The sequence below is a fragment of the Pseudomonas sp. GLN_2 genome, assembly GCF_043106005.1.
GTDB lineage: Bacteria > Pseudomonadota > Gammaproteobacteria > Pseudomonadales > Pseudomonadaceae > Aquipseudomonas > Aquipseudomonas alloputida.
On record NZ_JBICMC010000091.1, the window covers coordinates 86,922 to 99,227 of the forward strand.

At 59.4% G+C, this 12,306-nt stretch carries 10 protein-coding genes and 1 pseudogene; 4 read left to right on the forward strand and 7 right to left on the reverse strand.

Annotation, left to right across the window (positions count from 1 at the left end):
• Positions 1-60 precede the first annotated feature (60 nt).
• From ACF8Q6_RS23325 to ACF8Q6_RS23335, 3 genes and pseudogenes are all read left to right on the forward strand, one after another.
• A complete protein-coding gene (locus tag ACF8Q6_RS23325) occupies positions 61-1,602 on the forward strand; it encodes an N-6 DNA methylase (RefSeq protein WP_392493022.1) in 1,542 nt (513 codons plus the stop codon).
• Complete coding sequence (locus tag ACF8Q6_RS23330; RefSeq protein WP_392493021.1) at positions 1,599-2,960, forward strand: restriction endonuclease subunit S; 1,362 nt, start codon at positions 1,599-1,601, stop codon at positions 2,958-2,960. Before ACF8Q6_RS23325 ends, ACF8Q6_RS23330 begins: the two co-directional genes overlap by 4 nt.
• Before the next feature lie 52 nt (positions 2,961-3,012).
• Positions 3,013-3,426: pseudogene (locus ACF8Q6_RS23335) on the forward strand (restriction endonuclease); the annotation flags it as partial.
• Positions 3,427-3,784: 358 nt separating this feature from the next.
• On the opposite strand, the gene ACF8Q6_RS23340 reads toward ACF8Q6_RS23335, so the two are convergent.
• The 7 genes from ACF8Q6_RS23340 to ACF8Q6_RS23370 form a co-directional block, all read right to left on the reverse strand.
• Positions 3,785-4,792: an Ldh family oxidoreductase gene (locus tag ACF8Q6_RS23340; RefSeq protein WP_392493020.1), complete on the reverse strand. Its 1,008-nt coding sequence runs from the start codon at positions 4,790-4,792 to the stop codon at positions 3,785-3,787.
• A gap of 230 nt (positions 4,793-5,022) precedes the next feature.
• Positions 5,023-5,856, reverse strand: a complete 834-nt coding sequence (locus ACF8Q6_RS23345) for an ABC transporter substrate-binding protein (RefSeq protein ID WP_004576158.1) — start codon at positions 5,854-5,856, stop codon at positions 5,023-5,025.
• Positions 5,857-5,913: 57 nt separating this feature from the next.
• Complete coding sequence (locus ACF8Q6_RS23350) at positions 5,914-6,573, reverse strand: amino acid ABC transporter permease (protein WP_144180677.1); 660 nt, start codon at positions 6,571-6,573, stop codon at positions 5,914-5,916.
• Complete coding sequence (locus tag ACF8Q6_RS23355) at positions 6,570-7,211, reverse strand: amino acid ABC transporter permease (protein ID WP_004576156.1); 642 nt, start codon at positions 7,209-7,211, stop codon at positions 6,570-6,572. The genes ACF8Q6_RS23350 and ACF8Q6_RS23355 overlap by 4 nt, the downstream gene beginning before the upstream one ends.
• Entirely contained in the window at positions 7,211-8,020 is an 810-nt protein-coding gene (locus ACF8Q6_RS23360) for an amino acid ABC transporter ATP-binding protein (RefSeq protein ID WP_004576155.1), read from the reverse strand. The genes ACF8Q6_RS23355 and ACF8Q6_RS23360 overlap by 1 nt, the downstream gene beginning before the upstream one ends.
• A gap of 13 nt (positions 8,021-8,033) precedes the next feature.
• Complete coding sequence (locus ACF8Q6_RS23365; RefSeq protein ID WP_392493018.1) at positions 8,034-9,341, reverse strand: M24 family metallopeptidase; 1,308 nt, start codon at positions 9,339-9,341, stop codon at positions 8,034-8,036.
• 101 nt (positions 9,342-9,442) lie between these two features.
• Positions 9,443-11,479, reverse strand: a complete 2,037-nt coding sequence (locus tag ACF8Q6_RS23370) for an NADH:flavin oxidoreductase (protein WP_004576153.1) — start codon at positions 11,477-11,479, stop codon at positions 9,443-9,445.
• 123 nt (positions 11,480-11,602) lie between these two features.
• Between ACF8Q6_RS23370 and ACF8Q6_RS23375 the strand changes: the two genes are divergently transcribed.
• Positions 11,603-12,250 carry a TetR/AcrR family transcriptional regulator gene (locus tag ACF8Q6_RS23375; protein ID WP_129932622.1) on the forward strand — a complete coding sequence of 216 codons (648 nt, stop codon included), beginning with the start codon at positions 11,603-11,605 and terminating at the stop codon, positions 12,248-12,250.
• Positions 12,251-12,306: the final 56 nt, after the last annotated feature.

Consider the following 12,306-nt stretch of genomic DNA (forward strand, 5'->3'; position numbering starts at 1 on the left):
GACAACCACTTCTTTGCGCCAGCGCAATCTGAAGCTTTACAAACTTCGCCACAGGTACCCATGACAAACTCCGATATCGTCCAGAAACTCTGGAACCTCTGCGACGTCCTGCGCGACGATGGCATCAACTACAGCGACTATGTCACCGAGCTCGTGCTGCTGCTGTTCATCAAGATGGAATACGAACAGGTGCAGAACAACGACAGCTTTGGCCACAAGCTGCCCGAAGGCGCGCGCTGGCCATACCTGGCTGGCAAGTCCGGCGTTAACTTGCTTGATTACTACCGCCAGATGCTGCTGGACCTTGGCAAAAACCCGGACCCGCTGATTGCTGCCATCTACGCCGACGCTCAGACTCGCCTCAAGGAACCGCGCCACCTCGAGCAGTTGATCAAGAGCCTCGACGGCATCGACTGGTTCAGCGCCCGCCAAGACGGCCTCGGCGATCTTTATGAAGGCCTGCTGGAAAAGAACGCCAGCGAAACCAAATCTGGCGCCGGCCAGTACTTCACCCCGCGCCCGCTGATCGACAGCATCATCCGCTGCATCAAGCCGCAGCCGGGCGAGACCATACAAGACCCGGCCGCCGGTACTGCGGGCTTTTTGATCGCTGCTGACGCCTATATCAAAAGTCAAACCGACGATTACTACGACCTCGATGCCAAAGCCCAGACATTCCAGCGCAATCGCGCCTTTGTTGGCGTAGAACTGGTGCCCGGCACTCGCCGTCTGGCGCTAATGAACACACTGCTACATGGCATGGAAGGCGACGAAGAAGGCGTGGTGCACCTGGGCAATGCCCTAGGTCAGACCGGGGCCAATTTACCCAAAGTCGACGTCATCCTCTCCAACCCTCCGTTCGGCACTGCCAAGGGTGGCGGTGGCCCGACTCGTGATGACCTCACGTACCGCACCAGTAACAAGCAGTTGGCCTTTCTCCAACACATCTACCGTGGCCTCAAGCCGGGCGGCCGCGCCGCTGTGGTGCTGCCGGACAATGTGCTGTTCGAGGCCGGGGTCGGCACTGACGTGCGCCGCGACCTGATGGACAAGTGCAATCTGCACACCATCCTGCGTCTGCCTACTGGCATCTTCTACGCACAGGGAGTGAAGACCAACGTGCTGTTCTTTCAGAAGGGCACAGTGGAAAATCCGCGCCAGGAGGAAGGTTGCACCAAGCGCGTGTGGATCTATGACCTGCGCAGTAATATGCCCAGCTTCGGCAAGCGCACGCCCTTCGGGGCTACGCACCTCAAACCCTTCGAAGACGCCTATGGTGAGGATCACAACGGTGGAAGCCCGCGCGCGGAGAACGTCGAGGGTATTGGTGACGCCAGCCGCTTCCGCTGTTTTACCCGTGATTACATCCGCAACGAGCGTAGTGACTCGCTAGATATCAGTTGGCTAAAGGACGACAGCAGCCTGGATGCCGCCGACCTGCCCGCTCCGGAAGTGCTGGCAGGTGAGGCCATGGCTGAACTGACCGAGGCGCTGCATGAGTTGGAAGAGCTGATGAAGGCGCTGGGGGCGGGGGATGAGGTGGCGGCGCAGAAGCAGTTGATGGCGGAGGTGATGGGGTTGGAAGTGGGGACGGAGGAATGAATACTGTAATGCCCACTGGCTGGACGAGTTTTTCTATTGCGGATGTTGGCGGGATATCAGGTGGTAAGACCCCATCGAAGGCCAACCCCAATTTCTGGTTGAGCCGCGATGTGCCTTGGGTATCACCCAAGGACATGAAGAAGAGCGTCCTTAATGACACCGAAGACAGGATTTCACAGCTCGCCATAAACCAGGCAGGCATGACGCTTTATCCAGCCAATTCGGTATTAATGGTCACACGCAGCGGAATTCTTCAGCACACGTTTCCGGTAGCCTTGGCAGCTGTCCAGTTAACGGTCAATCAGGACATCAAGGTTTTTCGGCCTACCGAAGGTGTTGTACCAAAATTCTTTTTTTATATGCTCAGAAGCTTTGGCACAGACATTCTGTCGGCATGCGCCAAGGATGGAACGACCGTACAGAGTATCGACTCAGAAAAACTTGAAACCTTTCCGCTCCCTCTACCGCCTCTGGCCGAACAAACCCGCATCTCCGCCAAGCTCGATGAACTACTGGCCCAGATCGATACCCTCAAAGCCCGCATCGACGGAATTCCCGCGCTACTCAAGCACTTTCGACAGTCCGTACTTACCGCTGCCGTGTCTGGACAGCTGACGGAGGAGTGGCGGCATGGTGCAGAAGTGAACTGGAGTTACCAGCGTGCGGCAGACGTGTGCGAAAAGGTGCAAAGCGGAGGAACCCCCAAAGAGGGATTTTTAGAGTCGGGAATTCCGTTTCTTAAGGTGTATAACATCGTCAATCAACAGATTGATTTTGAGTATCGCCCTCAATACATCTCAAAAAGTGTTCACCACCATTCATCATCCAAATCGATAACGCTACCAGGCGATGTCGTGATGAATATAGTAGGTCCGCCGCTAGGGAAAGTCGCAACCATTCCCTCGAACCATCCCGAGTGGAATATAAATCAGGCTATTACGCTATTTCGTCCAAGCAAGAATATTGTCTCAGGATGGATTTCGATTGTTCTTCTCGGTGGCGAGAACCTCCGCCGCATCATTAACGAAACGAAGGGTTCAGCGGGGCAGATCAATATATCGCTTTCGCAGTGTCGGGATTTCGTATTCCCAGTACCCGAAGTTGAGGAGCAAGGCGAAATAATCCGCCGCGTCGATAAACTCTTCACCTTCGCGGATCAGCTAGAAATCCGTGTCAAAGCTGCCCAAGCGCGTATTGACCGACTGAGCCAAAGTATCCTAGCCAAGGCTTTCCGAGGCGAACTGGTGCCCCAGGACCCGACTGACGAACCGGCCAGCGTGCTGCTGGATCGCATCAAGGCACAACGCGCCGCCGCGCCCAGGGCAAAGCGCAGTCGCCGATCTGCTACGTTGGGCTAAGCCTTTATCAGTGATGGAAAGAGCTATGTCAGTCCCGACCTACGACCAGTTGGAGCACATCGTACTCGACGTGCTGCACAGCTTGGGCTACGGCGCGAGCCGTCAGGCGCGGCAGCAAGTCGGCGGCAGTGGCGACGGTGGCATTGACGGCATGATCTCACTTGACGCATTGGGGCTGGAAAAGGTCTACGTGCAGGCCAAGCGCTGGCAGAGCACAGTCGGCCGCCCCGACCTGCAGGCATTTTATGGCGCCCTGGCCGGGCAGAAAGCCAAACGCGGTGTATTCATCACCACTTCCGGCTTCACCGTCCAGGCCTTTGACTTCGCGCGCTCGGTCGAGGGGTTGGTGCTGGTAGACGGTAAACGCCTGGTCAACCTGATGCTCCACCACGAGGTGGGCGTCAGCTCGCAGCTTTACAAGGTGCCCAGGCTCGACAGCGATTACTTTGACAAACCGCTCGGCTGAGCCGTGCTCAATGCCCCAATACCTGAGCGCAACTGAGTGTCGCTCCTAGGTAATCTAAATTAGGGATGAAAGTGGTTATCAAAAGCCGTCCACTACACTTCGATCTCGAATCCTGAAGGAGGCTGATCTCACAAAGCATCGTCCATGGGAAGCCAGATTACGCAGCATTCCAAGTGGCATTCCAAGCAATTGGACTGATCAATTATTAGTGAATAAAAACAAATTTTTACAGACTTATTTCAGATTACCCCGGCACCTCAAGTCCGAACACGCCGACCTGCTAGGCATCAAAGACTCTTCAAACGTAACCGCTGCGCCTAGCGTTTTCTGGCACGGCCGCTATTAGAAACGTGTATAACTACCCCACCTGCCCCCTAAACGCATCGTACGCCGCTACCGGCAAGCTGATCCCCTCACGAACCGCACAATCATAAGCTTCCTCTTTCCCCTTCCCCGGCAAGTAAACCCCCAAGGCTTCAAGCCGAGCCATCTGCTCATCCAACCGTGCAGCAAAGCACTCATCCAGCAACCTGGGAGCAATACCAACCACCAGCATCCCAGCCCCAGGCGATTCGCTCCCAGCACGAAAATCGCCTGCATCCAACGACCAATTGGCCCCCGTCACCCCCGCCGCAAGCACCTCAACCATCAACGCAATATTAGCCCCACGACCGCCCCCAAACGCCAGCAACGTCCCATGCAATGCCTCCCGCGCGCTGCGCGTTTCATTGCCTTGTGCATCAACCGCCCAGCCTGCCGGTATCGCCTCCCCCGCTTCAGCAGCCCGCAACAGGTTCACGTAGGCCGTGGCGCTGCTAGCTTGGTCAATCGCCAGTAACCGCCCCGTGTCACTGGCGGCGGCAAATGCAATGGGGTTGGTGGAGTACAGCGGCCGGCTCTGGCCGGCCACGGTGAGCAGCGGTGAGCCATTGGTGAACGCCAACGCAACCAACCCCTCGCGCGCCAGGCGACGGGTGTAATAGCCCAACTCGCCGCAGGTGAACGCGTTGTACTGCGCAAACAGGGCGATACCCAGTTGGTGCGCATTGCTGCACAGCGCTGGGAAGGCGCGATCGAACCCCAGTTGCGCGATGCCTCGGGCGGCGTCGCAGCGGATCATGGCCGGCGCGACCTGGGTCACGATGGGCTCGGCCGCCGTGGCGATTCGGCCGGTGGCAAAGCCGCTTAGGTAGTCCGGCAAATGGCCGAAACCGAGTTCGTGTTGGCCATGGGCCTGAGCTGATACCGTGGCGGCGGCAAGCGCCGAGGCCACGGCGTGGCTGGCGCCGTGGGCCAGGCAGAGCTGTCGAGCGAAGGTGGTGGCATCGGTCAGGGACAGGCGCTTTTCGGGGTTTTCGTCGTCCATGGTTTCAGTGTTCCCGGATAGTAGGTGTGCCGCAGGCTGAAAACCTGCAGGGGCGGGCTTGCCTGCGAACACCGGCACAGCCGGTGCCAACCACCGCGTTGGATTCTTCGCGGGCACGCCCGCTCCCACAGGGTATGCGGCGCGCTCACGGGCCTTGTTCTCTGCGCGACAGCGCAGCCCGGAGGGCTGGGTAATCTCCCACAGGATTTGGGTCGTTCAGTTAGTCATCTTTACTGAATCATCCTCGGCTCACCCACTTTTGCAGCCTCGCGGTCCAGGCCAAACGAGGCGAGGATTTCTGCGATTTCGCCCGAGGCATGCAAGGCCTGGATGTTCTTGCCCAGCGCCTCGCCTAGGGCGGCGTTGGCCTTGGTGTACGGGAAGGCGCTCTGCCCGGGCTCAAGCGTGGCCTTGACCCGTTGATCGGGCTCGGACACCTTGATGCTCTTGCCGGGGTAGCCGCCCTTCTGCTGCGAAGACACGGCCACCGCGAAGCTGTCCGCGCCAACCTGGATGCGCCTGGACGCCAGGTCCTGGGCCATGGCCACGGGGTTTGGGTAGAGCACCAGGTTATCGCCAAAGGCTTTCTTCAAATCGTCCACCCACAGGTAGCCCTGCACGGTGCCGATACGCTTGCCATCCAGTTCGGAAATCTTCGTGTAACCCTCATCCGAAATGATGCCCATCACGTCCAGGTACAACGGTGCCGACAAGCCCAACGCCTTGCTGCGCTCTGCCGTGCGATACCAATCACCGATGCCGACATCGGCGCGCTTTGCCACCACTGCCTGGACGACGGCTGCCGTGTCCACCACCATGGTTTTGACTTTCAGGCATTCGCGCTCGGCGATGCGCTTGATGATCTCGCCGTCCACGCCGCTCAACTGGTTGTTCGGCCCGGGTATCGAGTAAGGCGGGAACACATACGCCGCCACGGTCAGCACACCCGGGGTGATGGTTTCAAACTGGTTCGCGGGGGTGCATTCGGCCAGGGCGTAAGGGGCGCCGGCCAAGGTCGAGCACAAGAACATCCAACGGGTAAAACGCTTGAATGAGCGAGTCATGACGTCACCTTTGCAATAAGAGAGCAGCAGCCGAAATCGGCGCGAGTGGATTTGTTGTTATGGCTGGCTGGGGGCCAGTCTTTTTTCCAGCGCTGCCACGCCCAGGGTCGCCGGGGCGCAGACAGCGGCATACATCAAACCGGCCAGTATCAGCACCGGCATGTACTCGAACGTGGAAGAGCCAATGGAGGACGCCCGGCTGACAATTTCTGGCAGGGCGATGGTGAAACACAGCGACGAGGCCTGGAACATCATGATCGAGAACCCCAGCAGCGATGGCAGCGCTACCCGCAAGGCCTGAGGCAGGATCACAAAGCGCAGCGCGTCGAACCGGTTGAGGCCGATCACTTCGGCGGCCTCGGTTTGCCCTGCGGCCACCGACTCGATGCCACCGCGAATGATTTCACTGGTGTAGGCCGCCGTGCAGTAAGCCATGGCCAGCGCAGCAGCCCAGAACGAGGTCAGGGTGAGGTTGACGCTGGGCAGGCCAAAGTAGAAATACTGCAGCAGGATCAACGCCGGTGCGCCACGCCCCAGTTCCACCACCACCAGCGAGGGGTAACGCAACCAGCGGCTCGGCGACGAAACGCCCAGTGCCAGCAACAGCCCCAGCACAACGCCCAGGCCCAGGCTCACGGCCGTGACCTGCATCGACAGCACAAAGCCCTTCCACAACTCCGGCAACCATTGCCCCCACATCGTCAGCAGTTCGCTCATCGGGCAATCCTCTGTTTCAACGTGGCCGACAGCCAACGAGAGAACAAGGCCACTGGTACGCTGAGCACCAGGTACACCACCGCCGCCGCGCTGTAGACGCTCAGGCCCTGAAAGGTTTGCTGTGAAACCTGGTAAGCCTGAAAGCTGATTTCACCAACGCCAATCGTCGAGGCCACGGCCGAATCCTTGAGCAGGCCAATGGCGTAGGTGGCTGAGGTGGGAATGGCGATACGCACCAACTGCGGCAACACCACGTCGAAAAACCGTTGCGGCGCCGACAGGTTAAGCACATAGGCGGCTTCGAACTGGCCGGCGGGAATCGCCGCGAATGCACCGCGGTAAACCTCGGACATATGCGCCGCCGTGATCAGCCCCAGGCCAACCACCGCTGCGGTAAACGGCGACAGGCTGATATAGCCGCCACCGATGCCGAAGAAGATGAAAAACAGCCAGACAATCGGGGGGATTGAGCGCAGGGTCAGCACCAGCATGGCAGCCAGAATGCTCAGCACCTTGAACCTGGACATGCGCAGGGCACAGATGGGAAACCCCAGCACTACGCCGACGCAGAATGCGAGCACGGTAACGGCAATGGTCCAGGGTATGCCGTTCAACAGCATCATCAGGATGTCTTTCATCAGCGATTCCTCACTGCCTGAAGGAACTGAATCACCCGTTCATGCTCGGGCTCGCGCATCACTCGCTGGCTCGGCCCGTGTTCGATGATGCGCCCGTCAGCCATGACCACCACCCGGTCGGACACGGTTTCGGCGAAGTGCATCTCGTGAGTAACGACAATCATCGACATGCCTTCGCCGGCCAGCTCTTTCATCACCGCCAGCACTTCCAGGCCCAACTCGGGGTCCAGCGCCGAGGTCGGCTCATCGAACAGCATCAGCTCAGGGTCCAGTGCCAGGGCGCGGGCAATAGCGATCCGTTGCTGCTGACCACCAGAGCAGCGGGCCGGATAATGCTGGGCCTTGTCAGCCAGCCCAACGCGTTCAAGCAGTTGCAAGGAGCGTGCGTCGGCTTCTTTGGCGCTGCGGCCCAAGGTGCGGATTTGCGCCAGGCTGACGTTGCGCAGCACCGTCAGGTGCGGGAACAGGTTGAACGACTGGAACACCATGCCAATGCGCCGGCGCAACTTCAGCAGCTCTGTACGGGGCAATGCCTTGCCAGCTTCGATGTGCACGCCATCCATGCTGACCCGCCCCTTGGTCGGTGGCTCCAGTTGGTTGATACAGCGCAGCAAGGTACTTTTGCCCGACCCACTGGGGCCGATAATGGCCACCACCTCGCCCTTGTTCATTTCAAAACACACGTCGTGCAAAACGGGGTAAGGGCCAAACTGTTTATGAATGCCTTCCAGGCGCAAGAACGGTTCGGCGCTGGCCACCGGGCGCGGCGCCAAGGTGGGTGCGGTTTCGATCACAGTCATGCTGCTCATGGTTTTGCTCCAGCTATCGATCGCCGTCGACCAAGGGTGTGCGCGAGAGTTTGATCGGCCCGTTGGCGCTGATCAGCACCTGCTCTTCGAGCTTCACCCCTTCCCCACCGCCTTGTTCACCGATGTAACTTTCCACCGACACCACCATGTTTTCCTCGAACAGGCCGTCGTACCCCCACTCGGCGAAATCCACGGCGTAGGCGACGCTGGGGTACTCGTCCACCAGCCCGACACCGTGCAGCATCATCATGTAGCGGTTGTGCTCGAAGCGCTGGGGCACCGGCCAGCAGCGCTCGGCGAACTCGCGAAAGGACAGGCCCGGGCGTAGCAGTTCGACGTTGTGGTTGATCTGCTGTGAGGCGATGTCCAGCAAGTCGCCTTGGGCCATGGTCGGTGCCTTGCCGGGGCAGATGAAGCTGCGCGAGATGTCTGAAAGGTAACCGCCGGGCCCGACCATGTCGGTGTCGAAACAGACCATTTCACCGGCCTTGATGACCTTGTCGGTGGCGTCCTGAAACCACGGATTGGTGCGCGGACCGGAGCTGAGCAGGCGGCTTTCGGCCCATTCTCCGCCATGCGCGACGTTGGTGCCGTGCATGATGCTCCACAGCTGGTTTTCAGTAACCCCCGGCACCAGGCTTGTGCGCATCCGGGCAATGGCCAGGTCACACACGCCCATGGACACCCGGTGGCTGGCCACTTCTTCAGCCGATTTGATCAAGCGTGCCTGCTCCATCAATGGCTGCGCATCGAACAGCTCAATGCCCTGGTGTGTCAGGCGCTGCGCGCCCCAAGGGTCGCAGCGGTCGACCGCCAAGCGGCGATTGCCGCCACCGTGACGGGCCATCAGGTCCGCCACCTCCTGTGCCCAGCGCTCGGCTTTTTCCTGCACGCGGGGGCCGGCGAGGAAGTACAGCCAGGGAATCGCCGGGCGAATTTCATCGATGGTTTCAACGTGCTCGCTGTTGTGCCGGCTGCTGGTGAACTCGAACAGCACCACCGGGCCGTCGGTGGCGACGAACACATAGCGGCTGGGCGAGTGCATCACCCACAAACCAAGGTTATTGGTGTCGGTGGCATAGCGAATATTGATCGGATCGGCCAACAGAATGCCGGCGTAATCCTGGGCGCGCAGTTGCTCGCGAATGCGCTCCAGGCGGTAATGGCGCAAGGCTTTGCGATCGATGGCGGCATACGCATCGAGTAACGCCGTGTCGACCGGCGCGATGGCATGTTCAGTGACCTTGGCATCGCTGCGAAAGCGCAGGTCGCGTTCGGTTAACGCCGTGAGCAGCTCAATGGAATCAGAACCCGTTTGCATGCAACAACCTCCGCTGAGTCAGACCAACTTTCGGGGCAGTAACTAAAAGGTTTCTAAATCTGGTGACGGCTGTCTTTATTGTTGTGGGCGAGATGCGGCAGCTAGAGGTCCTTGACCAGCCGCAGGGCATCGTAGATGGCCGCATGGGTATTGCGCGACGCCACTGCATCACCAATGCGGAACAGCTGAAAGCGCCCTTCGGGGTTGCTGACAACGGTTTGCGGCTTGCCGACAATCAGGTCCATGTACTCCAAGGCACCTTCGTTGCTGGCCAGGGGTTTGAGGTCGAAATACAGCTCGTCCAGCGGCCGGGTGCCGTGGTTGACCACCACCTGATCCACCAGGCGCGTTTTGGTCAGGTCGCTGTAATCGGTGCCGATCGTGGCCAGCAATTGGTCGCCTTGTTTCTCTACGGCCTTGAGCCGGTAGGTGACGGTAAAGGTGGTGTCCAGGTGCTGTAACGCGCGCATGTAGGGCACCAGGTTCATGCCCATGACTTCTGGCGCGAACGAGCGGTCGGGGGTCATGATTTCAGTCTTGGCGCCACTGCGGGCGATGAATTCGGCGGCTTGCAGGCCGGCGTGGTCGCCCGCATCGTCGTACACCAGCACATTGCGCCCAGGCTTCACGTCGCCGGAAATGATGTCCCAGCTTGAAACCAGAAACTGATTGCCGTGCTCCAGCACTTCGGTGTGCGGCATGCCCCCGGTCGCCACGATCACCACGTCGGCGTTTTCATCGAGCACAATCGCGGTGTCTGCCCAAGTATTGAAGTGGAACCTCACGCCAAGGCGCTCGCATTGCGCCATGCGCCAGTCGATGATGCTGATCATTTCCTTGCGCCGCTCGGACTGTGCGGTCAGGCGAATCTGCCCGCCGGGTTTGTCCGCCAGCTCGTACACCACCACCTCGTGGCCGCGCTCGCCTGCCACACGTGCCGCCTCCAGGCCGCCAGGGCCGGCGCCGATAATCACCACTTTGCGCTTCTGCACAGCCTTGGGTATTTCATGAGGCATGGTGGTTTCACGCCCGGTCGCGGCGTTGTGGATGCAGTAGGCCGCGCCTGCGTTGTAAATGCGGTCCAGGCAATAGTTGGCGCCTACGCAAGGGCGGATATCGTCTTCACGGCCTTCGATGATCTTGCGCACGATGTGCGGGTCGGTCATGTGCGCGCGGGTCATGCCGACCATGTCCACCAACCCCGAGGCAATGGCATGACGCGCCGTGGCCACGTCGGGAATTTTTGCTGCATGGAAGGTCGGGAAGCCGGTCAGCGTCTTGATTTCGCCGGCAAAGTCCAGGTGCGGAGCATTGCGCATACCCTGGATCGGGATGATGTCGGTCAGCCCGGCGTCGGTGGCGATGTTGCCGCGAATCACATTGAGGAAGTCGATCATGCCACTGTCTTTCAACAGTTGAGAGATCTGCAAGCCCTCCTCTTTTTGCAGGCCACCGGCGAGCACTTCGTCCCCGGTGTAGCGAATGCCGACAATAAACTCCGGGCCCACGCGTTTGCGAATGGCCGTGAGCACATCGAAGGTGAAGCGCAGGCGGTTTTGCAGCGAGCCGCCGTACGGCCCTTCCAGTTCGTTGGTCAGTGGCGACCAGAACTGGTCCATCAAGTGGCCGTAGGCTTGCAGTTCGATGCCATCCAGGCCGGCGGCCTTCATGCGTTCGGCGGCATCGGCATAGTCGCGAATGATGCGGTCGATGTCCCACTGTTCAAGCTGCTTGGGGAAGGCGCGGTGTGCGGGTTCCTGATTGTGGGAGGGCGACACCACCGGTAGCCAGTCGCCTTTGTCCCAGCGGGTACGCCGGCCCAGGTGAGTGAGCTGGATCATCACCGCTGCACCATGTTCGTGGCACTCGTCGGTCAGGTCTTTCATCCAGCCGACCACTTCGTCCTTGTAGGCCAGAATGTTGTTGAACACAGGTGGGCTGTCACGGGAGATCGCGGCGGAGCCTGCGGTCATGGTCATGGCTACGCCGGCTTTGGCACGTTCAACGTGGTAGGCCCGGTAGAGCTTTTTCGGCATCCCGTCTTCCGGGTAGGCCGGTTCGTGGGACGTGGTGATGATGCGGTTGCGCAGGGTCAAATGCTTGAGGCGATAAGGCTGAAGTAGCGGATCGTTTTTCATATCGGTCTCGCAAACAGGTCATCAGGCACGCCGACAATATGCCCCTGTGTACACAGGTGTCAATACTCTTGACGATGGTGTACAGTTGCCACAAAGCGCACATTGAAAAGGGAAGAAATGCCCATGAAAGGAACCACCTCAAAGGCGGAAGCAGCAGGCCGAGGTTCACTGGAAGGCTGGCTCAATGCGGCCTATGAAAGCCTGACCGAGTCAGGTGTGGATGCCGTGCGCGTGATGCCGCTGGCCAAAAAACTGAATTTGTCGCGCACCAGCTTCTACTGGTTTTTCGAAGACCGCGATGCCTTGCTCGTGGCCTTGATCGAGCAATGGAAAAATAAGAACACCTTCAACCTGGTGACCAAATCCCAGGCCTATGCCGAGTCCATCACCGAGGCGATTCTCAACGTCTTCGACTGCTGGCTGAATAGCGAATTGTTCGACTCGCAATTCGAGTTCGCCATGCGCAGTTGGGCGCTGCAGTCGCCGGAAGTGGCGCAGGAAATCGGCCAGGCAGACGCGCAACGCGTCGAGGCATTGCGGCAGATGTTCGACCGTTTCGGCTTTGAACACGATGCTGCGATTACCCGCGCCCGTTCCATCTACCTGACGCAAATCGGTTACATCAGCATGAAAACCCGGGAGCCCCTGGCCCAGCGCATGCGCTACATTCCCGAGTACCTGAAGATATTCACCGGCAGGGAGCCGGAAGCCCGTGAGCTGGAGCGCTTTTATCAGCGCAACGGTTTTAGCGGGGCCGATTTGAAGGTCTAAAAACACCGACTCACAAATGAGCCTCTTTGAAGATACGGGGGTTCATTGCAAGCTTC

Coding starts and splice junctions, on each gene's coding strand:
- ACF8Q6_RS23355 (WP_004576156.1), bottom strand. CDS start 7,211: ATGAAAGACATCCTGATGATGCTGTTGAACGGCATACCCTGGACCATT.
- ACF8Q6_RS23365 (WP_392493018.1), bottom strand. CDS start 9,341: ATGCAAACGGGTTCTGATTCCATTGAGCTGCTCACGGCGTTAACCGAA.
- ACF8Q6_RS23370 (WP_004576153.1), bottom strand. CDS start 11,479: ATGAAAAACGATCCGCTACTTCAGCCTTATCGCCTCAAGCATTTGACC.
- ACF8Q6_RS23345 (WP_004576158.1), bottom strand. CDS start 5,856: ATGACTCGCTCATTCAAGCGTTTTACCCGTTGGATGTTCTTGTGCTCG.
- ACF8Q6_RS23325 (WP_392493022.1), top strand. CDS start 61: ATGACAAACTCCGATATCGTCCAGAAACTCTGGAACCTCTGCGACGTC.
- ACF8Q6_RS23330 (WP_392493021.1), top strand. CDS start 1,599: ATGAATACTGTAATGCCCACTGGCTGGACGAGTTTTTCTATTGCGGAT.
- ACF8Q6_RS23340 (WP_392493020.1), bottom strand. CDS start 4,792: ATGGACGACGAAAACCCCGAAAAGCGCCTGTCCCTGACCGATGCCACC.
- ACF8Q6_RS23350 (WP_144180677.1), bottom strand. CDS start 6,573: ATGAGCGAACTGCTGACGATGTGGGGGCAATGGTTGCCGGAGTTGTGG.
- ACF8Q6_RS23360 (WP_004576155.1), bottom strand. CDS start 8,020: ATGAGCAGCATGACTGTGATCGAAACCGCACCCACCTTGGCGCCGCGC.
- ACF8Q6_RS23375 (WP_129932622.1), top strand. CDS start 11,603: ATGAAAGGAACCACCTCAAAGGCGGAAGCAGCAGGCCGAGGTTCACTG.